This is a genomic window from Noviherbaspirillum sp. (assembly GCF_036563305.1).
Taxonomy (GTDB): domain Bacteria; phylum Pseudomonadota; class Gammaproteobacteria; order Burkholderiales; family Burkholderiaceae_D; genus Noviherbaspirillum.
In genome coordinates this window covers 38,946-61,898 of the sequence record NZ_DATCMQ010000004.1, presented here as the reverse complement: position 1 = coordinate 61,898, position 22,953 = coordinate 38,946, and the positions used below count along the sequence as shown (strand labels likewise).

Here is a 22,953-nt window from a genome sequence, read left to right as displayed (position 1 = left end):
AGCCAGTGCTATGGCTTACTTGTGCACTTCCAGGTCATGCGCAGCATTGTTTGCATTGGACAGAGGAGGGCGGCCCGGTGCAACCATGTCGGGCCGGATGTTGTACTTCTCGATGAGGCGATAGAGCGTCACCCGCGACACGCCGAGCAATGAGGCGGCGCGTGATATCTGGTTGCGCGACTGGGACAGGGCGCGCCTGATCATGGTCCGTTCAGCGGCAGCGCGCGCATCCTCAAGGGACATCAGTTGCGCGTGGCTGTTGCTTCGGTCGAAGCCAAGGTCTTCCGGCTGGATGAACCGGCCCTCCGCCATCACCGTTGCACGCTGCACGCGATTAACGAGTTCGCGCACATTGCCCGGCCAGGAGTGGCTGAGCATCGCGTTCATCGCGGCCTTGGAAAAGCCGCGCAGGCTTCGATTGTGCGTGCTGGCGAAGCGGGTGAAGTAGTGCTTTGCAATGTCCTCGATGTCCTGGCCACGATCGGCGAGCGGCGGCATGTTGATGCAGACGACGTTGATCCGGTAGTAGAGATCTTCACGGAAGCGCCCGTGGCGCACGGCCTCCGCGAGATCGACGTGCGTCGCCGCGATGACCCTGACGTCGATCTCAATGGTGTCGGTGCCGCCAACACGCTCAATGGTCTTCTCCTGCAGGAAGCGCAGCAGGTTGACCTGCATGTCGAAGGGCATGTCGCCGATCTCATCGAGGAACAGCGTGCCTCCTTGTGCCGCCTCGATGCGTCCGATCTTGCGCTGGCTTGCGCCGGTGAACGCGCCCTTCTCATAGCCGAACAGCTCGGACTGGAAAAGCTGGGGTGCGATGGCGCCGCAGTTCACGGCGACGAACGGAGCATTCCGGCGCGCCGACTGACGGTGGATCGAGAGTGCGGCGAGCTCCTTGCCTGTGCCGGAGGGGCCGGTGATGAGGACCGACGCATCGGTGCGGGCGACTTTGCCAAGCTGATTGAACAATTGCTGCATCTGCGGCGTCTTGCCCACCATCGTGAAGTCTGATCCAGGCTCGGAAGCGGCCGGTTGCAGCGCCTGATGGCACTGGCGCAAGTCGCGCATGAATGACATGCCCCACGCATGGCGCAGCGTAAGGACGATGTGATCGAGGTCCGCCGGGATGGTGATGAAGTTGAAGAGATGCTCGCCGATGAACTCCCGCATGCGCGGCATGGAGACCAGCTCCTGCGCAACCAGTCCGACCCACGAGACCCGGTTGTTGCTGACGAAGGGTTCGAAGCTGTCGAGATGCGCCAAGTCGTTCTCCTGCGTGACGATCAGGAGGCCAACCCGGCAACCACTCTGCATTGCATTCTGCGCCGCCTCGTGCGTGAAGCATTCGACGAGGTTGAGGCCGTGCTCCTTGAGTGTCTCCGTGTACTTGCAATGCTGGCCGCTACGGCTGGCAAGGCGCAAGACCAGGACGGGCTGGGCAATCGGTGCGGAATCGGAGACATACAGCATTGGTCGTTACCTTATCGTGTCGATGCCTGTCGTTCGATGGCAGGTGCAAATCGAAACGGACCGGCATGCCGAAGAGAATTTCCGTGCCTGGACTGAAACGTTCCTGCGATCTGCCCATCCTCCGCAAGGGAGAAAAATCTCCGTGAAGTCCTGTACCTGCGGCATTCGCATTGCATCGCTGAAGGATTTCGGAGTTTGTCGACGGCTGTCGGTTGATAGCGGCGAGCCACTGAAAGGCCCGAACAAGAGCCGAGCTTACCGTCTTTTAATTACCCGAACAATGCCATAAATACGGGATGCCACACCTACACTGCACCCGTTTGTGCTTCGTCAAGAAGGGTTTTTTAGACGGAAAAAGCGCCTTTCGCCAGTCACGCAAACGTGCTTGTACAACGCCACAAGCCATGACCGGAGTCACGGTATTTCTGTTCGAAAGGAGTGAGCGGGGTCGCCGCGAGATGCTGTTCGACGGATACCGCGGCGACGCCCAGCACGCCCAGTGCCAGCGCGCATTCCTCGATATAAATTCGCCAGTTGCTGCGGCATTCGAATCTGCCGCCCAGTGCAGGCAGCGTGGGGAAGGCCGGATGCCCATGCCATCGGCGCTGCAACTGGCCGATCTTCGGCCAGGGATTGGGATAGAGAAGGTAGTGGCGGGCCAGTCGTATTCCCGCGTCATGCATCAGGCGCCAGAAATCGGCGAGCTCAGCCCGCACACAAAGGTGATTGGATGGCGGCTCGCCCTGCCAGAACGTGTTGCGCGCGAGCCGATGGGCCGACTGGTCGACGCCGAGTACGAAGTGGTCCGGGAACTGGGTTGCGAGGCGCATCGTCGAGAGGCCGACACCGCAGCCCGAATCCAGTATCAGCGGTGGTCTCCCGGCATCTTGCCAGGCGACCACGGCAACATCGAATGCCGCGCGGTTGTAGGGAGCGATGGGCTTGCGGAACTCGGTGTTCGCATGCTTGCTGACGATCTCGGCCAGCTTTTCATGCGTGCCAGTCTGTGCGCTGGCTACAGGGCGGGAATTGGCATACATGATCAGGCGCGGCAGGGAAAACGATACAAACCATCGGCAAAATCGATAGAGCGCCAATTCCCATGCAGAGACTGCCGGCGACCGCACCGGGGCACACGTGACGCTCGTTCGCCATGTCGTGCCGGCGCGTCGCGAGTCGTCATTGCAAGAACGGGAGGGAAACGGCGGGCGGCCTGCATCGTACGCGCGCAGGCCAAGCTGCATTGTCGCCTGCTGGTCGCCTGCGTAACGGCGGCTGCGCCGTCGACATGTGCACGAATGCCGATCCATCCGGTCACGACCGCTGCGCGAACCAGGTCAAACTGCGCCATCTGACACTCCAGCAAATGCCCCCGCGCAGCGAGCAAGCGAACCGGCGACGGATGTCACGAGGTCGGCCGCATAGGATTGAACGGGGAATCGATTGAAATGCCCGGCATCATGCCATACGGCAGAAGTAACGGGCACGCATCGACAGGCTGTATGCCAGTGGCAAGTCCCGCCCGGGCCGTTCGGCCCTTTCGGGGCTTTGTAAAAAGTACTAATGCAGCGTGACGGGCTGACGCATCAATGCGTCATATTTGCCAAGGAAGTCATCGATCTCCTCGACGGTGGGCTCAGTGGCGATCAGATTCTCCACTTCTTCACGGAATGCCCTGGCCAGCGTGCCGCCGATGAAGATCTCGCGCTTGCCGGACTTGTCCATGATTTCGTAGCCGCCAAAGCGCAAGGCCTCGCGGCCGTCATCCGCACCGAACTCGACTACGCTGTACTGTTCGCTGTTATAGATCAGGTTCATGTTGCGCTCCTTGTCCTACCTACTTGAAAACTGGTGGTGACCCTGTAGGCCTTGATGCAAAAATAAGGCCACCCCAAGTTATTTCAAGGACACGCTTCGTGACAGCAGGGTTTTGGTCTGTTCAGACGCAAACGTCGGGTGCCAGCTGGAGCAGGTCGGCGTAGGGTGGAGACTGGAGAAAGCTGCGTATCGCCGGGAGATGCGTGGCGGAAGCGAGGCCGATGTAAAGGCGCGCCGGCTTGTTGCGGAGGAGGCGATTGAGCGTGACGCGCATGGTCAGGTTTCCGGTGCAGCACATGCATGCGGGCGCGATGCGGACGACGGGCATCCCTTGCGCTGTGAAGGCTTCGAGCAGTGATTTTCCGGACGGGATGCCTTCGAGGATAACCGCTGTCGTGGCGGGTGCGTCGACAGCAGCGGCGATGACTGCCTCGCGCCTGTCGGCGCCGTCACCGATAACCAGTGTCGTCAGCGTCACCGGCTGTTCTTTCCCTGTCGGTCATCCCTTGCGGGCAACTTTCTGCGGCTCGACGCCCAGCTGCTTGAGCTTGCGATACAAGTGGGTACGCTCGAGTCCGGTGCGTTCCGCGACCCTGGTCATGCTACCCCCTTCGCGTACCAGGTGATGCTCGAAGTAGGCCCGCTCGAAAGCGTCCCTGGCTTCGCGCAAAGGCATGTCGAACGACAGGCCGAACACCTGAAGGTCGGTCACCGGCGGCCCGGCGGGAGGCACGGCATGGGCGCTGCTGTTGCCGGCTGACGCGTAGGCGGCGCTGGCGACGGAGACCGCCGCCGGCACTTCCGGCTGGACCGCGGGGCGGGGCGGGCTTGCGTAGACGGGTTGAGGACGCAGGACTTCGGGAGTGCGCGTCAGGCCCTGCTGCACCGCTTTCAACAGCTTCTGCAGCGCAATCGGCTTTTCGAGGAAATTGAGGGCGCCGATGCGGGTGGCCTCGACTGCGGTATCAATCGTCGCATGCCCGGACATCATGATTACCGGCATCGTCAGCAGGCCGTCGCGCTGCCACTCCTTCAGCAGGGTGACGCCGTCCGTGTCCGGCATCCAGATGTCGAGCAGGACCAGATCCGGCGTCTCCTGGGCACGAAGCTCCCGTGCCTGCTGCGCGTTCTCGGCCGTCACGACCGCATGCCCTTCGTCACCAAGGATTTCCGAGAGCAACTCGCGGATTCCCATCTCGTCATCAACTACCAGAATATTCGCCATATGCTTGCCTTGTCTGCTTCCATTGTCGTTGAGCTGTCGTCGCCGGTGACGTCGGTGCGCCCGATAGTTCTGACCGGTTTTTGGAGATTCCGCTCTTGCCGCGGTCATCTCCTTCGAATTGCATCAATTTCAATCCGGGGCTAACTTTAACAGCAAAATTGCCACTTTTGCACCATTTCCGTCCGTGCGGTTCTTGATGTCGACGCGCCCGCCGTGCTCGTCGATGATCTTCTTCACCATCGCGAGGCCAAGGCCGGTGCCGCGCGCCTTCGAGGTCACGTAGGGTTCGAAGGCCCGGGCCAGTATCTTCGAGGAAAAGCCGGGGCCGTTGTCGCAGATCGTGAGACGGACCGCCATGCAACGGCCGCCGTCCGAATCCTGATAACGGACGATCTCCGTCACCACGTCGATCCTTGCCTTCTCCGGATGCTGCGTCCGGTCCGCGACCGCGTCCTGCGCATTCTGCAGCAGATTGTGAATGACCTGCCTGAGTTGCGTCTCGTCGCCCATGACCCGCGGCAGGGTTTGGCCAAGCTCGGCATGAATAATGTCGCGCTCGTCGCCATGAACATAGAGATGCAGGATTTCCTCGATCAGTTCGTTGAGATCGAGTGGAGACAGCACGGCCGGCGGAGTCTTGGCGTAGTCGCGGAAATCGTCGACCATGCGTTTCATGGCCGAGACCTGGTTGACGATGGTGCTGGTGCTCTTCAGAAGGATGGCGGCGTCGTTCTCGGCCAGCTTGGACTCCAGTTTCATTTGCAGGCGTTCGGCGGAAAGCTGGATCGGCGTCAACGGGTTCTTGATCTCGTGGGCGAGGCGACGCGCGACTTCGCCCCATGCGATCGAACGCTGCGCGGAAATGACGCTCGAGATATCGTCGAACACCACGATATAGCCGTTGCCGCCGGCGACGGGGAGGAAGGAGCCGCGCGCCAGCAGGGTGATTTCATTCTCCTTGTCGGGATCGGTCTCGAGGCGCGGCACCTCGATCTGCTTCTGCCAGTGCAGGTCGCCTGCACTGTCCGCGCCGGCTGCCGAGCGTGCGCTCTGCTCGGAGAAGGCCCGGGTGATCGCGTGCGCCAGCGGCTCCAGGCCAGGGATGCCGGCCAGCGGCTGCCCGATGTGCGTATCGAAGTCATGATGCAGGATGCGTTCGACCGATTCGTTGCAGGTCACCAGCCGGAACTGCGCGTCCAGCACCATTACCCCCGCCGACATGTTCGCCAGCACCGACTCCAGGTAGGCCTTGGCGTTTTCGAGCGCGGTGCGGTTGCGCTCGACCGACGCGCGCGCCTCGGAAAGCTGCCGGGTCATCGTATTGAACGACTGCGTCAGGGTGCCGAGCTCGTCCGAGGTTGCAACGATCGGCCGCGGTGAAAGGTTGCCCTCGGCGACTGCCTTCGTTCCTTCGGCCAGGACCAGCAGCGGCTGCGCGAGGTCGCCGGCGATCAGGAAGGAGGCGGCGACTGCGCCGAAGATGGCGAGCAGCAGGGTGAGGGTGAGGGTCACGATGTAGATCTTGCGCAGCCCGACCCTGGCCAGCGAACGCTCCTGGTATTCGCTGTAGGCGGCGCGCAGCGCCTCGGCATTGACGCCGAGGTGGGCGGGCACCGGCTGCAGCAACTGCAGGTAGCGCGATTCGCTTTGCAGCGAGAGGCCGCTGCCGGACGCCGGAATCGCGACCACCACCCGCATGCGCATGTCCCCCGGACCTGCGCTGGCGCTGCCGCCGGCCTCGCGCGCCCCTTCGCCCGTTGCGCTTTCATGTCCCTCTTTCGCCGGATTTTCGTGGAAGTCGACACCACCCTCGATCGCCGCGTAGCCACGCGTCATGCGCGCCGAGCGCAGCATGGAAGCCGTCGGCAAGTCGGGCACGAGGGCGCCCAGGGCGCCCCCCGAGGTGGCGACGATTTGACCGTTGGATGTAACGATGGTTGCTTCCAGCGCCTGTCCCTGGTCGCGCAGCCGGGTGAGCTGCGTCACCTGGCCCGACTCGGTCATTTCGGACATTTCGAGCGCCAGGTTGCGCGCCCTTGCGCTGAGGTCGGAGAGCGAGCCGTCGAGGGCGGTGCGGCCGAGCGTAAGGCCGGCCTCGAGGGCGGATTCCACCCGCACATCGAACCAGGACTCGATCGAGCGGGACACGAACTGCACCGACACGACGTAGATCACCGTGCCCGGCAGGATGCCGATGATCGCGAACAGCACGACCAGGCGCGCCATCAGGCGCGAACCGAACTCGCGCCGCTTGTAGCCCTTGTACAGCCGCACCAGCAACAGTCCGACGAGCGCGAGCAGGGCGGCGGCGATCACCGCATTGAGCACCAGCAGCTCGGGATAGTGGCGGTCGAAGAAGGCGGAATTCTCTGCGGCCGATGCGAGCAGGAAAAGCAGGATGCTGACGACAGCACCGCCGACGATCAGGAAGTAACGCAGGAAGCGCTGCACGGCTATTCGGCCCGGAGAGTGAATTGTTTCCAGTCGGACGAGAAGCGCCAGTCGGAGCTGTTCAGGGCGTGGACCTGGAAAGGTTTGGGAAGACGGGCGACATCCAGCCCCATGCGAACCATGACCGTATAGGTCTCGCCGGGCTTGAGTGCGCCTTTCTCCGCGATCAGCATGCGCTGCCTGCGCACCGCGGTCAGCGCATCCTCCAGCGACGGATAGTTTTGCTGCAACCCGCCGCTGCTGAGCGAGGCACGGTATTGCTGGGTCAGGACATTGTAGGAGATGCGAATGGTTTGCGAGGTGCTGGAGGCGGTTTCATCGAACCAGTACCAGCGTGGTCGCGTGACTTGCACCTCGGTCGTGAAGTAGAGCGGAATGCCGCGGGTCAGTGCGTCTTCCAGCGCGCGGGTGAGTTCGAACGAGAACGACAGCGACAGTCGGTAGCCCTCGTCGCTGTTTTCGACGCTCGGATTGCGGATCTCGACCGCGTCGGCGCGCGCGCCACCCGCCCACGACAAGACGAGCAGGAACATCGCCAGCACGGCGACGACCTGTTTGCAGCGGCGGAATGGCTTGATGACTGGAAGTATCACTGTGCCCGGCAAGAGAAGACCAAGTCCATGCCGGCTCAGGCAGGCCGGAAAGCGATGGCGGGAATCCCGCGGCGGCGCGGACCGCAGCTTCCGCGGGCAAAAGGCTGGGGCGTGCAAGTGATTGTATTCATGCGCGTTTCCGGGGAGACAGTCCTGCGGAAGATACTATCAGACCGGGGTCTTTTGGAATAGCGCATAGAACAAACCATCGTGGTCCTGGCTTGCCCCGGCCTGCGGCAGCAGCTGTCCCGGCGCCGGCAGCCGCAGGGCGTCGCGGCGGGCTGCGAATGCCGCGGCCTGCTGCTCGGATTCCTGCGGCCACAGCGAGCAGGTGACGAACAGCAGCTTGCCGCCCGGCGCCAGCATCTGCCACAGGTTGTCGAGAATGCGGGCGCCGACACCGGCAAGCTTTCCGGTGTCGCCCGCGCGGCGCAGCCAGCGGATGTCCGGATGGCGCCGTACGATGCCGGAAGCGGTGCAGGGCACATCGGCGAGGATACGGTCGAAAGGCTTGCCGTCCCACCAGTCGCGGCCGGCGGCGTCGCCGCACTTCAGCTCTGCCTGCAACTGAAGGCGCCGCAGGTTCTCTTCGATGCGCGGGAGTCGCTTCGGGTCGCTGTCGAGCGCCAGCAGCCGAAGCTGCGCACGTTCCAGCATGTGGCCGGTCTTGCCGCCGGGCGCGGCGCAGGCGTCGAGTACGCGCATGCCGTCGCGCAGGTCCAGCAACGGTGCGGCGAGCTGGGCCGCCGCGTCCTGCACCGAGACCAGGCCCTGGACGAAGCCCGGAATCTGCGCGACCGGCAAGGGCCGCGCGAGCTTGACCGCCACCGGTCCGATCTGCAAGGCGTCGAGGCCGGCGGCCTCGAGTGTCGCCAGGTAGTCTTCGACCGTGGTCTTGCGCAGGTTGACGCGCAGGGTCAGCGGCGGCAGGCAATTGCCGGCCATGAGGATGTCGCGCCATTGCTGCGGATAGCTTGCCTGCATGGCCGCGATCCACCAGCCCGGATAGTTCCAGCTGGCAAGGTCGTGCTGTCTCGCCTGCCGCAGCAGCGTGTCGCGCTCGCGCAGGAAGCGCCGCAGCACCGCATTGACCATGCCCTTGGCGGGAGCCGTTGCGCGGTCGGCAGCGGCGGCATCGACTGCCTGGTCGACGACGGTGAACGGATCGTAGGGCGCGGACTCGCCCTCCGGTACCAGGAGCGCCAGCGCGCCGCAGAGCAGCGCATGCAGTTCCGGCGAGGACGGCTTGCGGGATGCAAGCAGCCCGAGCAGCACCTGCGCCAGGCCGTAATCGCGCATCGCCCGGTAGGCGATATCCTGGATCGCGCCGCGGGCCTGGGGCTGCGCATCGAGCCGGGAAAACACCGCGGACAGGGCCTGCGGCAGGGCGGTTCCGCTTTCCACCCGGGCGACCGCCTGGGCCGCGCCGGACAGGCTCAAGGCCAGCGAGCCGGCCTGCAATGGGGTATTTGTCACGTTGGGTCAGGCCTTGGAGAATGCGAGTTTTGCGCCGAGGGCAATGAAGCTGGCGCCGACCAGCCGTTCCAGCCAGAGCTTCAGGCCGGGGCGGCCGCCGGCGCCCTTTGCCACGGTGCCGGCGAGCAGAGCGGTGCCGCTGTTCCACGCCATGCTGACGGCGGCGAAGGCGACGCCCAGCAGCAGGAAGCCCAATGTCTTGTTCGGGGCATCGGCGCGCACGAATTGCGGGATGAAGGCCAGGAAGAACAGGATGACCTTGGGATTGAGCACATTGGTCACCATCGCCTGCCAGAAAATCGTCTTCAGAGAGCGGGTGGCACCACGCGCGTCCGACGCACCCGCTGCTCCGGGCTTTGCCAGCAGCATGCGGATGCCGAGGTAGACAAGATAGGCGCCGCCCGCCAGCTTGATCACGGTGAAGGCGGTCGCCGACGCCGCGAGAATGGCGCCGAGCCCGAGTGCCGAGGCGAAGGCATGCACTACGCAACCCGCAGAGATGCCCAGCGCGGAGACGATGCCTGCGGCACGGCCCTGGGCGAGGCTGCGGCCGACGATGAAGGCGGTGTCGGGGCCGGGCGTGGCGTTGAGCAGCAGCACGGCGGCAAGAAAGAGGCCGAAATCGGAGATGCCGAACATATAAGGTGATGGCGCGAGGTGTGAGGCCGGTTGTAGCACCGACGGAAACATCGACAGGAATCGGCACAGAGATGCCGCCGTGCCCGGAACGATGACCGAAACGCCGATTGTAACGGGGATGCGCGTCCGCTGTCGCCGCGCGGCGGCTCAGAACCCCTGGGCCTGCATCCACCGGTCGAGATCGTCGAAGGCGCGCTGCGCCTTCACCTCGTTGAATACTTCGTGGTAGAAGTCCGGGTAGCGGTGCAGCGTGCCGATCCCCGGGCGCAAGCGGGCGAAGAAGGCGTCGCTGCCGCGCGCATCCACCATGCGGTCGTCTCCCGACACCAGCATCAGGGTCGGAATCGCCAGCGAAGGAGCGCCGTTATGCGCATCGTCGATGGTCCGCAGCATGCAGCGCAGCATGCGCGGGGTGATCCTGGCGTGCACCAGCGGGTCGGTCTCGTAGGCCTTGACGACCGCCGGGTCGTGCGACAGGTAGCGTGTCTGCAGGCCATTGGGCATCGGTAGTCCCGGCGTGACCGCGCCGAGCGAGGCGAGCAGCATCTTCTGCGGCGGCGACAGCGCGATCCCGAGTGCGGGCGAGGACAGCACAAGCCCGCGCAGCGGCGCCAGGCCGGCCGTGGCGAAAGCGGCGGCAAACAGGCCGCCCATGCTGTGGCCGAACAGCAGCGGCGGCTGGTCGAGCCCGGACGCGAAGTCGTCCATCACCCGCTTTGCGTCGCGCAGCATTGCCTCGTGGTCGGGCGTATCGCCGCGCGGCCCGCCCGAGCGGCCATGTCCGCGGTGGTCGTACATCCGCACCGACCAGCCGCGTGTACTGAAAAACCGGGCGACGTGCGCGTAGCGACCGCAGTGTTCACCCAGACCGTGCATCAGCAGGATGCCGCCCTTGCCGGGCTGGTCACAGGCCGGCAGGTCGCGCAGGAACAGCCGGGTGCCGTCGGCGGCGGAAAGCTCGCGCTCGCGCGGTCCTTCCATCAGACCCCCCAGACCACGTCGCGGCCTTCCTGCTGCGCGGCCCGCAGCATGGCAAGCAGCGGATAGGCCCGGGTGGCGAACGTCACCACCTCGTGCGGCTCATGCTCGTTGTCGTCGCCATTCTCGTTGTGGTGCGCCCGCACGTCGCGCTCGACTTCCTCGGATGCCGGGTGGCGCCGGCTTTCGGCGATCTCCGCCTCCAGTGTGGCCACGGCGTGCGGCGTCTCGGCCGCGGTGATGATCCCCTGCTTCACATCCTTGTCGAGCAGTTCGAGGATGCGCCTTGCGTGTTCCTCGTACATCAGCACCTCGGCAGCAGCCTTTGACTTGAACGTGACCAACATGGAGCCTCCGAAAAATGATCGTCAACGACTAAAACATAGCATGAGTTGCAGGATGCGCCACGTCACTGCGTCAAGCATTGACCGGCTCCGCCCGCTGTGCGACGAATGCGACCCAGCTTACCGCCTGCAAGGCCAGGCAGATGCCGAAGGCGAAGCGCATTGCATCCGCCGGCGCCATGCCCCTGCCTTCGGCGATGTCGATCAGCAAGCCGATGCCCCACTGCGCGACAAAGGCGCCGATGAAGATCAGGAAGTTGTAGCCGCTGTTGGCACGGCCGGCCAATGCAGAAGGGAAAGACAGGCTCACGCTGGTCTGCACCAGGGTGCCGACCGGGACGCACAGCACGAGCAGCAGCCACAGCAGCCATGCCGACGGCGCGCTGCTCCACAGGATCAGCGCCTGCACCAGCACCGCGCCGGCAATGCCGGCGGCGATCACGCGCGTGACGGGCAGCCCGCGGCGCTCGCCCTGCGCGATGTAGCGCGGCGCCAGCCAGGACATCATCAGGTAGGCCGACATCAGGCCGAGGTTGATCGCGAACAGCACGCCCGCGGTTTCCTGCTTGTCCATGCCGAGGACCGTCATCATCCACGGCCCCGCCCACAGTGTCTGCAGGGCGACGAAGCTGCCCTGGTTGACCATGCCCAGCAAGGCCATGCGGCGGAAGACCGGCGAGCGGAAGATCTGGCGGTAGCCCCCCTGGCCTGCCGGCGAGGGCACGCGCGTTTGCAAGGGATGGACCGCTTCGACCCGCTTGAGCACGACGAAGATGGCGGCGGCGGAGGCGAGGATCAGCCCGCTCATGATCCAGAACACGCCGCGCCACCCGACCAGCGGCAGGGCGGCGTTGACCGGCACCGTCGAAGCCAGTGCGCCCAGCGTGCCGGCCACCAGCATCCAGCTGGCAAGCTGGCTCTGTCGCTCCGCCGGGAACCACTGGCGGTAGGCGGTGTACGGCGCCATCAGGCATGCCGAAACGCCGACGCCGATCAGCGCGCGGCCGGTCCACAGGCCGGCCAGCGAACTGCTGCTCGCAAACACGGCGGCGCCGAGTGCGGCGAACAGCAGCAGCGTGGTCTCCACCCGGCGCGGTCCGTACCGGTCGAGCAGGATCCCCAGCGGCAGCTGCAGGCTGGCGAAACTCAGGAAGTAGGCCGAGGACAGCAGGCCGAGGTCGGCGTTGCTGAGCCCGGCGTCGGTCACCAGGGAAGGGGCAATGACGGCGTTGACCGAGCGGAAAGCGTAGGAGAGCAGGTAGCCCGAGGCGAAGCAGAGGAAGACGGCGGCGGCCTGGCGACCTTCGAGGCGTCCCATCTCAGGTGGGCTTGAAGGAGGCGAAGAAGGTATCGAGCGCCTCCTGCGGCACGGTCCCCTCCGGGCCGAGCACCACCAGCTGGAATACCCGGCGGTCCAGCACGAAGAAGCGCGCGGCCAGCATGCGCGCGCGGCCGGACGCATCGGGTGCGCCCACCGCGGTCACTTCCGTCCCGCCGGCGGCGGTGCCCGCAACCTGCACCGGCTTTTCCTGTTTCACGCTGCCGCCGATGTTGCGCACCATCGCGCTCTTCATCACCTGCAGCGTCTTCTGCGCCTGCGCGGCGTCAGGCAGTTCCGCCGTGGCGACCGTGAAGCTCACGTCGTCGGCCTCGGCGCCCGTCATCGTCATCTGGACCTCGGTGCCATCCAGCACCACGGCGCGGGTGTGCGATGCCGGCTTGGACGGCAGCATGATCAGGTAGGGGGCGCCATCGCCGCGGATTTCACGCCAGTCATAGGTGGGGCTGCAGCCGGACAGCAGGGCGGCCGCGAGCGCGGCGGCCAGTAGCGGGGGGATCTTGGTCATGGGCGAGATGGTAGCAGTTGCCATCCCGCCGCGCATGTCGATGCCTGCGCGCAGGCGTCTCAGTCGCCGGCGGCAAGCGCAACCCGCGACCGGGCCTGCGCCCTCTGGAAGGCCTGCATGCCGAGCATCACGCCGACGCACAGCATCAGGATGCCGGCGAGGACCTGCAGCGCCGGCATCTCGCCGCGCCGCAGGAAGGCGTACAGCAGCGCGGAGAGTGTCTCGAAGACGATCAGCTGGCCGGCGAGCGAGGTCGGGAGGCGCTGGCTGGCCTTGTTCCAGAGCAGCGTGCCGAGCCAGGACGCGCACAGCCCGAGCGTCAGCATCAGGCCGATGAAGGGCAGCGGGCGCGGACCCAGCGGATAGTCGTAGCCGCCATCGGCTGCTGCGACCCAGATGCCGTAGCCGATGAAGCCGGCGAGCGCCAGCGGCAGCGTGGCCAGTCCCTGCGCGGTGGCCCAGGTCGAGGAACGGATGTGCGGGTTCTGCTTCAGGTGCCGGGCGTTCATGATCGGATACCAGGTCCACGCCGCGAGCGCGCCGAGCGCGATGAGGCAGCCGAGCGCGTAGTCCGCCGGCGTGCGGCTGCCGTCAAGATTGCCGAGTTCACTTGCGTTGACCAGCATCAGCCCGCCGAAGATGATCAGCAGCGACGGTGCGAGCCGTTTCCAGGCGATGGCTTCGGAAGGATGGCCGGGCTTCCAGTTGGAGAAGATCGAGATCACCACCGGCAGGGTGCCGATCAGCATGGCCGGCAGCGGTGCGTCGGCCAGCTGGATCGCGGTGGCGAGCGCGGCGTAGTAGAGGATGTTCCCGACCAGCGACAGCTTGAGCGCCGCCACCCAGTCCGCCCGCTGCAGCGCGGCGATGTTGCGGCGGTCGAGCCAGGCGGGCAGCAGCGCGATCACGCCGAAGCCGATGTAACGGCCGAACGACAGCACCAGACCGGGATAGTCGGAAAGCATCAGGGGCGCGACGAATACCAGGCCCCACAGCAGGCCGGCGCCGAGCGCGCAGAGTAAGCCGATCAACATGACAGAGATTCAACAGCCGAGGACGCCCCGCGGGGCAGGAGGAAGCGATTATGCGCGGGCGGCAGCCAGCGGTCTTGTACCGATTTGCTGTTGATACTGCGCGGGCGTGACGCCGTACGCCCGCTTGAACCAGCGGTTCAGGTGGCTCTGGTCCGTCATGCCGGCAGCGGCGGCCGCATCGCTGGGCGTGACGCGCCGCCCGAGCAGCGCCTTGGCGCGGGCGGTGCGCCTGGCCTGCAGGTACTGGTGGGGCGTGACGTGGAAGGTGGCCGAGAATGTCCGCACGAAATGGAACAGCGACATGCCGGCCTCCGCTGCCAGCGTCTCGATGCCCAGCGGCTGGTCGAGATGCGCCTCGATGCAGTCCACCACCCGTCGCATCGCGGCCATCCGGCGCAGGCTGCGCGGATCGGCGGCCTGCACCGCGCGCGCATTCCTGCCGTGGCGCGCGACGATGGTGTCGACGAGTTGCGTGAACGTCGAGACGAAGGCGAGGTCGTCCGGCGCGTGCCAGAGTCGGCTGAAGCCGGTGCGGAAGGCGCCGGCCAGTGCCGGATCGTGGGTGGCGGCCGCCGGGAACCAGGCTTCGCTGCCCGTCATCCGCAGCAGCGTCGCCGGCTCGATGTACAGCATCTGGTAGGTCCAGCCGGACTCGACCTCGGCCTGCCCGGTATGCAGCTCGTCGGGATTGAGCAGCACCAGGGTGCCGGCGGGCGCCAGGTGCTCGCTGCCGCGATAACGGAAGCGCTCGACGCCGGCTTCGATCGCGCCCAGCGAGTAACCGTCATGGAGATGCGGCGCGAACGCATGGTCGACCAGGCGGGCCGAATACAGCTCGACCCCGGGCAGGTGCGGGCTGGCCTTGAAGGTCACGAATTCGGACGGATGGTTGAACATGCGGGGCGCTTCGAAACAATGCGGTCTCACATGATAGCGCTTCCGGCCGCATCCTTATCAAACCGCCCGCGCGCCCCCCGTTGCCTTGCCGGCGAGCAGCCGGCGCCAGCCCAGTGCCTTGCGGATGGCGCGCGCGGCGATGCCGGGCGGCGGCGCCACCAGGACAAGCTCCGAGGCCGTCCCGGCCTCGAGCTTCACCCATCCGCCGGCGTCGGTGACCAGGACGTCACCCTCGCCCAGACGGTGCTGCACCGTCAGCATCTGCCCGCCCAGCCAGCAGGGAGGCGCAACTGCGGCGACCCGTCCGCGCAGGCAGACTAGCCGGGTTCCGGGCGGCAGGTGCAGGTGCAGGCACTGGCCGCGGGCCAGGAGACGTCTTTCGGCGGAGGGTGGCATGGCCTTCCTTTCATGCGCGGTGCGCGCTGTTTGCATGCCTCCATGCTAGGCCCCGGGGCCCCTACGAAACAGGCACAGCCAGTCCCGCACGCGACCGTAACAGCGGCCGCCGGCGGCATCTGTTATCGTCCGATTTCCCGGAATCTATATCTGTTCCGTTTCGCCGGAGCAGGCCATGATGCGATATGGACGTCCAGCCACTCTACCGCCAGCTTGCCAACCACTACCTCGGCGCCATCCGCGCGGGAGCGCTCAAGCATGGCGAGCGCATGCCGTCGGTACGGTCGATCATGCGCTTGCACAGCGTCAGCCTCTCCACCGCGCTGCAGACCTGCCGCGAGCTGGAACGGGAGGGCTGGATCGAGGCGCGGCCGCGCTCCGGTTATTTCATCCGGCCGCCGCTACGCAATAGCATCCCCCGGCCGGAGGAGCCCGACCTCGCCATACCGCCCGACCCGGCGCAGTACGTCGGCATCCATGCGCGGGTTTCGCATTTCATCGAACAGGGCAGGCGGCAGCCGGTGAGGCTCGGCCTGTCGGGGGCGCGGGCCGCACCGGAACTCTATCCGGCCGAGAAGCTCAAGAACGCGGCGCTGCGCGCGCTGCGCAAGCATCCCGAGATCCTTGTTACCGCCGCCCCTGCCAGCGGTCATCTGCATTTCCGCGAAGTGATCGCCAAGCGGGCGGTTGCCGGCGGCCAGGTGCTGGCGCCCGACGACGTCATCGTGACCCACGGCTGCATCGAGGCGCTCAACCTGGCGCTGCGCGCCGTGACCCGTCCCGGCGACACCGTCGCCGTCGAGTCGCCGACCTTCTATGGCCTGCTGCAGATACTCGAAAGCCTGGGCCTGCGCGCGCTGGAGATACCGACCAGCGTCAGCACCGGCCTGTCGGTCGATGCACTGGAAATGGCGCTCGCCAGCTACCCCGACATCAAGGCGGTGGTGGTGGTCCCGCACCTGCAGAACCCGCTTGGCAGCATCATGCCGGATGCCGAGAAGCGCCGGCTGGTTCAACTGTGCGAGCGTGCGACGGTTGCCCTGATCGAGGACGATACCTACAGCGACCTGGTCGACGCAGTATCACCACCCACCGCGCTCAAGGCATGGGACCACAGCGGCAATGTGATCCACTGCGCCTCCCTGCACAAGACGCTCGCACCGGGCATGCGCCTCGGCTGGATGACCGCGGGGCGTTGGCAGGCAAGGGTGGCAATGCTGAAGTACGCGCAGACCCGCGACAATGAAGTGTGGTCGCAGATCGCGGCCGCCGAGTACATGGCCTCCAGCGAATACGACCGCCACCTGCGGCGGCTGCGGCAGGCGCTGCGCGAGCAGCGGGAACGGATGGCCGATGCGATCGCCACGCATTTTCCGCACGGGACGCGGATGACAATACCGAACGGCGGCATCACCATCTGGGTCGAGCTGCCGGCGCGGCTGTCGTCCAAGGACGTGTTCGACGCTGCGCTCGCGCAGGGGATACTGGTCGCGCCCGGCGCAATGTTCTCGAACTCGAACCGCTACGACCACTTCCTGCGCCTGAATTGCGGACTGCGCACGACGCCGGAGGTGGAGCAGGGCGTGGCAACGCTCGGGCGCATCGTTGCGACACGCGCGCGCAAGAGCACGCGCGCGGCCTGAAGCGCCCTACCTGCGGAATGCGCCGTCCTTGCCGATGATCGTCGCTTCCACGAACTCGCTGCCCGTATGGTCGGTCGGCCCGTAGCCGATGGCGATGCCGCCGAAGTCGTGGTTCCTGATCGACTCCAGCGCCTGCATGTAGCCTTCGCGCGTGAGGTTGCGGCCGGCGCGGCGCAAGCCCTCGACCAGGACCTTGGCGGCAACGTAGCCTTCCATTGCAGCGTAGGACGCAACGATTCCGTGCTGCTTTGCGAGTGCCTGCAGCTCCTGGCCCAGCTGCGTCGTGAGCACGTTCGCCGGCGGCGTGATCTGGGTCACGATGACGCCTTGTGCATTCGCTCCCAGGCTCCGGACAAACGCCTGCGAGGAGTTGTTCGACAGCGTCATGACCTGGATCCTGCTGCCGCGCTCGCGCAGCGCGCCGATGACCGCCGCGGCAGTCGGTGCCGACGAAACCACGATGGCGGTATGCGGTGCGGCCGCGATCAGCGCGTCCACAACCGCGACGTAGTCGGGCTTTTCGCGGTTGAACCGGATGACCGCCGCCGGCTTCAGCTTCGCCTCATCCATCGCTGTCCGGAACCCGCCCAGCGCATCCTGTCCGAACGAATCATCGACATGGACCAGTGCGATCCTGTCGATGCCGATCAATCGGAATTGCGCGACCGCCTTAACGATCTCCGTCTGATACCTGGTGCGGACATTGAACACATAGCGATTGACCGGCGCATGAAGCACGGCAGCACCGGTGCTCGGCGCGATCAACGGAACCCTGAACTCCTGCAGCACGGGGAGGATCTTTTCCGTGTGCGGCGTACCGCGGCTCTGGAATAGCGCGAAGACCTGGTGATCCTTCACCAACGCCAGTGCATTCGCGCCCGCCTGCGCCGGGTCGAAGCGATCGTCGAGCGTGACCAGTTCGATCTTGCGGCCATGCACGCCGCCCTCGGCGTTCACCTTGCGGAGATAGGCATTGGCGCCGTCATTCAATTCCTTCACCGCGCCTGAGACCTGGCCGGTCAGGCCGATGGTCTGGCCGATACGGACCGCCGACGGACTGACGCCGGTTTCCGCTCGCGCCGCCAGGCAACCGAACAATGCCAGCACCATCAAAACCGACTTCGCATTCGTGTACATGGGTCTCCTCCCTGTGGACATGTGCCGCCGGCTATTGGTGTTGTCTCGAATACGGGGCGGCATGCGGGTATTGCATGTCCTGTACCAGGATTGGGGTGAGCGGGTGCTATTGCCGGGACAGAGGCGCTATGCGGATGATGGACGGCATGCGTCGTTGTCGATTGCTGATTCCCCGAAAAGACCGCCATCGGATTCCGGGGAGCCGCACAGGCAGGAGCGCCTGCGGGCGCACTGTGGCTATACAAGGACAGGGTGGGAAGCTCCCCTAATGCTCCCGCAAGGCACGCCGATACTGGATCGCCTCCGCCACATGCGCCTGTCCGACATTCGCAGCCCCGGTGAGGTCGGCAATCGTCCGCGCCAGCTTCAGCACCCGGTGATACGCCCGCGCCGACCACTGCAGCCGCGCCATCGCTGACCGCAGCAAGTCCTCGGCCGCTGCGTCCGGCCTGCAATGCGTGTCGATCTCCGCCGCGCCCAGCGCGTGATTGCCTTTCCCCTGCCGCTTCAGCTGACGGTCGTACGCTTGCGCCACGCGCACGGCGACCGCCCCTGACGGTTCGCCCGCGGACTGCTGCATCAGCTCCTCCTGCGGCAGCGCGGCGACCTGCACCTGCATGTCGATGCGGTCCAGCAGCGGACCGGAGATCTTGTCCTGATAGCGCGCCACCTGGTCGGGGGTGCAGCGGCAGCGGCCGGAGGCGTGGCCGGCGTAGCCGCAGGGGCAGGGGTTCATGGCGGCGACGAGCTGGAAGCGGGCCGGGAAGTCGGCATGGCGTCCCGCGCGCGAGATGGTGATGTGGCCGGACTCCAGCGGCTCGCGCAGGACTTCGAGCACCCGGCGGTCGAATTCGGGAAGTTCGTCGAGGAAGAGCACGCCGCGATGGGCAAGCGAGATTTCGCCGGGGCGAGGGTTGCCGCCGCCGCCGACCAGCGCGACGGCCGATGCGGTGTGATGCGGCGCGCGGTAGGGACGGGCCTTCCAGTGGTCGATGGAGAAGGCGCCGGCAAGCGAACGCACCGCCGCCGATTCCAGCGCTTCTTCCTCCGTCATCGGCGGCAGGATGCCGGGGAAGCGTGCCGCAAGCATCGACTTGCCGGTGCCGGGCGGGCCGACCATCAGCATGCTGTGGCCGCCCGCTGCCGCGACCTCGATCGCACGGCGCGCATGGGCCTGGCCCTTGACTTCGGCGAGATCGGGATAGCCGATGCGCGCTGCCGGCGCATCGCCACGGAAGCGCGCGAGGCGGCCGTCGCTTGCGGGGCCGGCGAAATGGCCGCAGACCTGCAGCAGCGACGTGGCGGGGTAGACGGCGGCGTCCTGCACCAGTGCGGCTTCGGCGGCATTCGCCTCGGGCAGGATGATCGCGCGGCGGCGGCCGTCGGCTGCGCCGGCGCGATGCATCGCGTAGCTCATTGCGAGTGCGCCGCGGACCGGGCGCAGCTCGCCGGACAGCGAGAGCTCGCCGGCGAATTCATAGTGGTCGAGTTCGTCGCCGGGCATCTGGCCGGAGGCGGCGAGGATGCCGAGGGCGATGGCGAGATCGAAGCGGCCGGATTCCTTGGGCAGGTCGGCCGGGGCGAGGTTGACGGTGATGCGGCGGGCGGGGAATTCGAAGCGGGCGTTCTGCAGCGCCGCCCGGACCCGGTCTTTTGCTTCCTTGACCTCGGTCTCGGGCAGGCCGACGATGGTGAATGCAGGCAGGCCGTTGGCGAGGTGGACCTCGACCGTGACTTCCGGCGCCTGCATGCCTGATAACGCGCGGCTCTTCAGGACCGCGAGGCTCATCAGGGCTGCCGCAACTGCGCTTCCAGTTCGGCGACGCGCTGCTCGAGCGCTTCCAGCTTGGCCCGGGTGCGCGCGAGCACCTGGGCCTGGATGTCGAATTCCTCGCGGGTGACCAGGTCGAGCTTGGAGAAGCCCTGGGTCAGCATTGCCTTCATGTTGCGGTCGAGGTCGCGCGCCGGCGAATTCTCGATCAGCTTGCCGAGTTTCTGTTGCAGGTCTTCAAAGAAATTGGCTTTGTCCATCGTCTGTCCTTTGTGATGCGGCCGCACCAGTGCGGTGCGTGTCCGTGATGCATGCGCGTACGCGGTGCGTTCCTGCTGGTGCGCCGGCGTTAAACGCGCGAAAGCGGCGCACAAGTATGACGCAAGCAGGGGCGAAATGAAAAAAATCTGTCCCCGATGTGTGGTGCCGGCCATGGCATGAGTCCTGCTAAGTATTGAGGAAATGCAACACGCTTACACGTTGCGCCGGCTTTGCAGTCCTGCCTCAACACCATCAACAAAAGGGAAACGTCATGAAAAAAATGATTCTTGCTGTCGCTGTCCTTTCTGCATTCGCGACATCTGCTTCGGCGCAGCAAGCAGCCGCTTCCGATCATACCTTCACCGGCAATGTGTCGCTGGTAAGCGACTACCGCTTCCGCGGCATCTCGCAGACCTTCAAGAAGCCGGCGATCCAGGGCGGATTCGATTACTCCCACAGCAGCGGCTTCTATGTCGGCAACTGGAACTCGAGCATCAGCGGCGTCCAGTATCCGGATGGCGGCAGCATCGAGATGGACCTGTATGGCGGCTACAAGTTTGAGGTGGCGCCGGAAGTCGGCATCGACGTCGGCCTGCTGAAGTACTACTACCCGGGCGCGCGGACCGGCGCCGGCGACAAGTTCGACGCGCTGGAACTGTACGTCGGCGCCTCCTGGAAGTGGCTGTCGGCGAAATACAGCCGCTCGATCGACGACGAGTATTTCGGTTTCACCGATGCCCGCGGCTCGGACTACATCGAGCTGAACGCGAACTTCGAGATCATGGAAAAGACGGTGCTCGGCCTGCACGTCGGCCATCAGAAGTTCAAGCGCAGCGGCGACTTCAACTACACCGACTACAAGGTCGGCGTGACGCACGACCTGGGCTTTGCGAGCGTCGGCCTCGCCTACGTCACCACCAACGCGGACTCGGCTTCCTACACCTACACCAACGGTGGCGGCAAATCGAAGGACGTGAGCAATGGCACGGTGGTGCTTTCGCTGTCCAAGACCTTCTAATTCTCTCCGAGGGGACCACCATGAAACTGATCACCGCGATCATCAAGCCGTTCAAGCTCGACGAGGTGCGTGAAGCGCTCTCGACGATCGGCGTGCAGGGCATCACCGTCACCGAGGTCAAGGGTTTCGGTCGGCAGAAGGGGCACACCGAGCTGTACCGGGGCGCCGAGTACGTCGTCGACTTCCTGCCGAAGACGAAGATCGAGGCTGCCGTGGACGACGCGATCGTCGACCAGGCGATCGAGGCCATCGAGCGTTCGGCCCGTACCGGCAAGATCGGCGACGGCAAGATTTTTGTCTACGACCTGCAGCAAGTCGTTCGTATCCGCACCGGCGAGACCGGTAAAGAAGCACTCTAAAGGAGGGGTGAGATGAAGAAATTGATTGCGAGCGTGCTGGCATCCGGCGCGCTGCTCTTCTCGGTCGGCTTCGCTCCGGCCATGGCCGCGGACGAGCCGGCAAAGGCGGAAGCCGTCGTGGTAGCCCAGGCAGCCGCGCCGGCGGCCGAAGCACCCGCGGCGGCGGCACCTGCTGCTGCCGCTGCCGCTCCTGCCGCCCCGGCGGCGACCGAGGCTGCACCGGCGGCGCCGACCGCCAACAAGGGCGATACCGGCTTCATGATGATCGCCACGGTACTGGTGATCATGATGACCATCCCCGGCCTCGCGCTGTTCTACGGCGGCCTGGTGCGCAGCAAGAACATGCTGTCGGTCCTGATGCAGGTCTTCATGGTGTTCTCGCTGGTCGTGGTCCTCTGGTGCATCTACGGCTACTCGCTGGCGTTCACCGAGGGCGGCAGCTTCATCGGCTCCTTCGATCGCCTGTTCCTGATGGGGATCACGCCGGAGACGATGGCGGCCACCTTCAGCAAGGGCGTGGTGATCCCCGAGTTCGTGTTCGTCGCCTTCCAGGCCACCTTCGCGGCCATCACCTGCGGCCTGATCGTCGGCGCCTTTGCCGAGCGCATCAAGTTCTCGGCGGTGCTGCTGTTCGTCGTCCTGTGGTTCACCTTCGCCTACCTGCCGGCCGCGCACATGGTCTGGTACTGGGCCGGCCCGGATGCGTACACCGATGCCGCCGCCGCCGAAAAGGCGACCGCCATCGCCGGCTGGCTGTTCCAGAAGGGCGCGCTCGACTTCGCGGGCGGCACCGTTGTCCACATCAATGCGGCGATTGCCGGCCTGGTCGGCGCCTATGTCATCGGCAAGCGCATCGGCTACGGCAAGGAAGCCATGGCGCCGCACTCGCTGACGCTGACCATGGTCGGCGCCTCGATGCTGTGGGTGGGCTGGTTCGGCTTCAACGCCGGCTCCTCGCTGGAGGCGGGCGGCACCGCGGCATTGGCGGTGGTCAACACTCTGCTGGCAACCGCTGCCGCTACCCTGTCCTGGAGCTTCGGCGAGTGGATGAGCAAGGGCAAGCCCTCGATGCTGGGCGCTGCCTCGGGCGCCGTCGCCGGCCTGGTGGCGATCACGCCGGCGGCAGGCTTCGTCGGCGTGATGGGCGGCCTGGTGATCGGCCTGCTGGCGGGGATCGTCTGCCTGTGGGGCGTGAACGGCCTCAAGCGCATGCTTGGCGCGGATGACTCGCTCGACGTGTTCGGCGTGCACGGCGTCGGCGGCATCCTCGGTGCGCTGCTGACCGGCGTGTTCGCCTCGCCGTCCCTCGGCGGCACCGGCATCTACGACTATGTAGCCAATGCGGTTGCCCCGGACTACTCGATTGCAGGGCAGGTCTGGATCCAGTTCCAGGGCGTGCTGACCACGGTGGTCTGGTCCGGCCTCATCGCCTTCATCGCCTTCAAGGTGGTGGACCTGGTGGTCGGCCTGCGGGTCACGGAAGAGGAAGAGCGCGAAGGCCTGGACATTTCCAGCCACGGCGAATCGGCCTACCACTCCTGAGCCGCCTCGCAGCGCCCGAGCAGGATCGAAAGCGCCCCGAAAGGGGCGCTT

23 protein-coding genes are annotated in these 22,953 nt (G+C 65.8%); 4 read left to right on the top strand and 19 right to left on the bottom strand.

Annotated features, from left to right (window positions below):
* Positions 1 to 15: 15 nt before the first annotated feature.
* From VIM12_RS01250 to VIM12_RS01175, 16 genes are all read right to left on the bottom strand, one after another.
* Entirely contained in the window at positions 16 to 1,473 is a 1,458-nt protein-coding gene (locus tag VIM12_RS01250; protein ID WP_331939786.1) for a sigma-54 dependent transcriptional regulator, read from the bottom strand.
* A 371-nt stretch (positions 1,474 to 1,844) separates the two neighbouring features.
* Entirely contained in the window at positions 1,845 to 2,717 is an 873-nt protein-coding gene (locus VIM12_RS01245; RefSeq protein ID WP_331939785.1) for an SAM-dependent methyltransferase, read from the bottom strand.
* Between the two features lie 316 nt (positions 2,718 to 3,033).
* Complete coding sequence (locus VIM12_RS01240; RefSeq protein WP_220808363.1) at positions 3,034 to 3,291, bottom strand: BTH_I0359 family protein; 258 nt, start codon at positions 3,289 to 3,291, stop codon at positions 3,034 to 3,036.
* Positions 3,292 to 3,412: 121 nt separating this feature from the next.
* Positions 3,413 to 3,769: a GTPase gene (locus VIM12_RS01235; protein WP_331939784.1), complete on the bottom strand. Its 357-nt coding sequence runs from the start codon at positions 3,767 to 3,769 to the stop codon at positions 3,413 to 3,415.
* Positions 3,770 to 3,790: 21 nt separating this feature from the next.
* On the bottom strand, positions 3,791 to 4,516 hold the full coding sequence (locus VIM12_RS01230; protein ID WP_331939783.1) for a response regulator: 726 nt from the start codon (positions 4,514 to 4,516) through the stop codon (positions 3,791 to 3,793).
* A gap of 129 nt (positions 4,517 to 4,645) precedes the next feature.
* The gene (locus VIM12_RS01225) at positions 4,646 to 6,967 is read right to left on the bottom strand and encodes a sensor histidine kinase (protein ID WP_331939782.1); all 2,322 of its coding nucleotides are present in this window, start codon (positions 6,965 to 6,967) and stop codon (positions 4,646 to 4,648) included.
* A gap of 2 nt (positions 6,968 to 6,969) precedes the next feature.
* Positions 6,970 to 7,500, bottom strand: coding sequence for a DUF4390 domain-containing protein (locus VIM12_RS01220; RefSeq protein ID WP_414691738.1), 531 nt, complete (start codon positions 7,498 to 7,500; stop codon positions 6,970 to 6,972).
* A 228-nt stretch (positions 7,501 to 7,728) separates the two neighbouring features.
* Positions 7,729 to 9,036 (bottom strand): 16S rRNA (cytosine(967)-C(5))-methyltransferase RsmB, encoded by a 1,308-nt coding sequence (rsmB, locus tag VIM12_RS01215; RefSeq protein WP_331939780.1) that lies wholly within the window; start codon positions 9,034 to 9,036, stop codon positions 7,729 to 7,731.
* A gap of 6 nt (positions 9,037 to 9,042) precedes the next feature.
* The gene (locus VIM12_RS01210; protein ID WP_331939779.1) at positions 9,043 to 9,675 is read right to left on the bottom strand and encodes a LysE family translocator; all 633 of its coding nucleotides are present in this window, start codon (positions 9,673 to 9,675) and stop codon (positions 9,043 to 9,045) included.
* 147 nt (positions 9,676 to 9,822) lie between these two features.
* Positions 9,823 to 10,656 (bottom strand): lysophospholipase, encoded by an 834-nt coding sequence (locus VIM12_RS01205; RefSeq protein ID WP_331939778.1) that lies wholly within the window; start codon positions 10,654 to 10,656, stop codon positions 9,823 to 9,825.
* Positions 10,656 to 11,000, bottom strand: coding sequence for a DUF1840 domain-containing protein (locus tag VIM12_RS01200; RefSeq protein WP_331939777.1), 345 nt, complete (start codon positions 10,998 to 11,000; stop codon positions 10,656 to 10,658). The genes VIM12_RS01205 and VIM12_RS01200 overlap by 1 nt, the downstream gene beginning before the upstream one ends.
* A gap of 70 nt (positions 11,001 to 11,070) precedes the next feature.
* The gene (locus VIM12_RS01195) at positions 11,071 to 12,315 is read right to left on the bottom strand and encodes an MFS transporter (protein WP_331939776.1); all 1,245 of its coding nucleotides are present in this window, start codon (positions 12,313 to 12,315) and stop codon (positions 11,071 to 11,073) included.
* A 1-nt stretch (position 12,316) separates the two neighbouring features.
* Positions 12,317 to 12,844, bottom strand: a complete 528-nt coding sequence (locus VIM12_RS01190; RefSeq protein ID WP_331939775.1) for a hypothetical protein — start codon at positions 12,842 to 12,844, stop codon at positions 12,317 to 12,319.
* Between the two features lie 59 nt (positions 12,845 to 12,903).
* Entirely contained in the window at positions 12,904 to 13,878 is a 975-nt protein-coding gene (locus VIM12_RS01185) for a DMT family transporter (RefSeq protein ID WP_331939774.1), read from the bottom strand.
* 48 nt (positions 13,879 to 13,926) lie between these two features.
* Positions 13,927 to 14,775, bottom strand: a complete 849-nt coding sequence (locus tag VIM12_RS01180; RefSeq protein ID WP_331939773.1) for an AraC family transcriptional regulator — start codon at positions 14,773 to 14,775, stop codon at positions 13,927 to 13,929.
* Between the two features lie 57 nt (positions 14,776 to 14,832).
* Positions 14,833 to 15,171, bottom strand: coding sequence for a hypothetical protein (locus VIM12_RS01175; protein ID WP_331939772.1), 339 nt, complete (start codon positions 15,169 to 15,171; stop codon positions 14,833 to 14,835).
* A gap of 185 nt (positions 15,172 to 15,356) precedes the next feature.
* Here VIM12_RS01175 and VIM12_RS01170 point away from each other — a divergent pair, with 185 nt between their 5' ends.
* Positions 15,357 to 16,814, top strand: coding sequence for a PLP-dependent aminotransferase family protein (locus VIM12_RS01170; RefSeq protein ID WP_331939771.1), 1,458 nt, complete (start codon positions 15,357 to 15,359; stop codon positions 16,812 to 16,814).
* A 6-nt stretch (positions 16,815 to 16,820) separates the two neighbouring features.
* Here the strand turns inward: VIM12_RS01170 and VIM12_RS01165 are convergent, their stop codons facing one another.
* From VIM12_RS01165 to VIM12_RS01155, 3 genes are all read right to left on the bottom strand, one after another.
* Positions 16,821 to 17,951: an ABC transporter substrate-binding protein gene (locus VIM12_RS01165; protein ID WP_331939770.1), complete on the bottom strand. Its 1,131-nt coding sequence runs from the start codon at positions 17,949 to 17,951 to the stop codon at positions 16,821 to 16,823.
* 265 nt (positions 17,952 to 18,216) lie between these two features.
* Positions 18,217 to 19,740, bottom strand: coding sequence for a YifB family Mg chelatase-like AAA ATPase (locus VIM12_RS01160; RefSeq protein ID WP_331939769.1), 1,524 nt, complete (start codon positions 19,738 to 19,740; stop codon positions 18,217 to 18,219).
* Positions 19,740 to 19,982: an accessory factor UbiK family protein gene (locus tag VIM12_RS01155; protein ID WP_331939768.1), complete on the bottom strand. Its 243-nt coding sequence runs from the start codon at positions 19,980 to 19,982 to the stop codon at positions 19,740 to 19,742. The genes VIM12_RS01160 and VIM12_RS01155 overlap by 1 nt, the downstream gene beginning before the upstream one ends.
* 272 nt (positions 19,983 to 20,254) lie before the next feature.
* On the opposite strand from VIM12_RS01155, the gene VIM12_RS01150 reads away from it, so the two are divergent.
* The 3 genes from VIM12_RS01150 to VIM12_RS01140 are packed head-to-tail and all read left to right on the top strand — an operon-like array spanning position 20,255 to position 22,902.
* On the top strand, positions 20,255 to 21,001 hold the full coding sequence (locus VIM12_RS01150) for a TorF family putative porin (protein WP_331939767.1): 747 nt from the start codon (positions 20,255 to 20,257) through the stop codon (positions 20,999 to 21,001).
* Positions 21,002 to 21,021: 20 nt separating this feature from the next.
* Positions 21,022 to 21,360: a P-II family nitrogen regulator gene (glnK, locus tag VIM12_RS01145; RefSeq protein WP_331939766.1), complete on the top strand. Its 339-nt coding sequence runs from the start codon at positions 21,022 to 21,024 to the stop codon at positions 21,358 to 21,360.
* 12 nt (positions 21,361 to 21,372) lie between these two features.
* Positions 21,373 to 22,902: an ammonium transporter gene (locus VIM12_RS01140; protein ID WP_331939765.1), complete on the top strand. Its 1,530-nt coding sequence runs from the start codon at positions 21,373 to 21,375 to the stop codon at positions 22,900 to 22,902.
* Positions 22,903 to 22,953: the final 51 nt, after the last annotated feature.

Coding starts and splice junctions, on each gene's coding strand:
- VIM12_RS01210 (WP_331939779.1), bottom strand. CDS start 9,675: ATGTTCGGCATCTCCGATTTCGGCCTCTTTCTTGCCGCCGTGCTGCTG.
- VIM12_RS01165 (WP_331939770.1), bottom strand. CDS start 17,951: ATGTACACGAATGCGAAGTCGGTTTTGATGGTGCTGGCATTGTTCGGT.
- VIM12_RS01175 (WP_331939772.1), bottom strand. CDS start 15,171: ATGCCACCCTCCGCCGAAAGACGTCTCCTGGCCCGCGGCCAGTGCCTG.
- VIM12_RS01155 (WP_331939768.1), bottom strand. CDS start 19,982: ATGGACAAAGCCAATTTCTTTGAAGACCTGCAACAGAAACTCGGCAAG.
- VIM12_RS01240 (WP_220808363.1), bottom strand. CDS start 3,291: ATGAACCTGATCTATAACAGCGAACAGTACAGCGTAGTCGAGTTCGGT.
- VIM12_RS01180 (WP_331939773.1), bottom strand. CDS start 14,775: ATGTTCAACCATCCGTCCGAATTCGTGACCTTCAAGGCCAGCCCGCAC.
- VIM12_RS01230 (WP_331939783.1), bottom strand. CDS start 4,516: ATGGCGAATATTCTGGTAGTTGATGACGAGATGGGAATCCGCGAGTTG.
- VIM12_RS01205 (WP_331939778.1), bottom strand. CDS start 10,656: ATGGAAGGACCGCGCGAGCGCGAGCTTTCCGCCGCCGACGGCACCCGG.
- VIM12_RS01170 (WP_331939771.1), top strand. CDS start 15,357: ATGGACGTCCAGCCACTCTACCGCCAGCTTGCCAACCACTACCTCGGC.
- VIM12_RS01220 (WP_414691738.1), bottom strand. CDS start 7,500: ATGTTCCTGCTCGTCTTGTCGTGGGCGGGTGGCGCGCGCGCCGACGCG.
- VIM12_RS01140 (WP_331939765.1), top strand. CDS start 21,373: ATGAAGAAATTGATTGCGAGCGTGCTGGCATCCGGCGCGCTGCTCTTC.
- VIM12_RS01250 (WP_331939786.1), bottom strand. CDS start 1,473: ATGCTGTATGTCTCCGATTCCGCACCGATTGCCCAGCCCGTCCTGGTC.
- VIM12_RS01185 (WP_331939774.1), bottom strand. CDS start 13,878: ATGTTGATCGGCTTACTCTGCGCGCTCGGCGCCGGCCTGCTGTGGGGC.
- VIM12_RS01150 (WP_331939767.1), top strand. CDS start 20,255: ATGAAAAAAATGATTCTTGCTGTCGCTGTCCTTTCTGCATTCGCGACA.
- VIM12_RS01245 (WP_331939785.1), bottom strand. CDS start 2,717: ATGCAGCTTGGCCTGCGCGCGTACGATGCAGGCCGCCCGCCGTTTCCC.
- VIM12_RS01160 (WP_331939769.1), bottom strand. CDS start 19,740: ATGAGCCTCGCGGTCCTGAAGAGCCGCGCGTTATCAGGCATGCAGGCG.
- VIM12_RS01190 (WP_331939775.1), bottom strand. CDS start 12,844: ATGACCAAGATCCCCCCGCTACTGGCCGCCGCGCTCGCGGCCGCCCTG.
- VIM12_RS01200 (WP_331939777.1), bottom strand. CDS start 11,000: ATGTTGGTCACGTTCAAGTCAAAGGCTGCTGCCGAGGTGCTGATGTAC.
- glnK (WP_331939766.1), top strand. CDS start 21,022: ATGAAACTGATCACCGCGATCATCAAGCCGTTCAAGCTCGACGAGGTG.
- VIM12_RS01195 (WP_331939776.1), bottom strand. CDS start 12,315: ATGGGACGCCTCGAAGGTCGCCAGGCCGCCGCCGTCTTCCTCTGCTTC.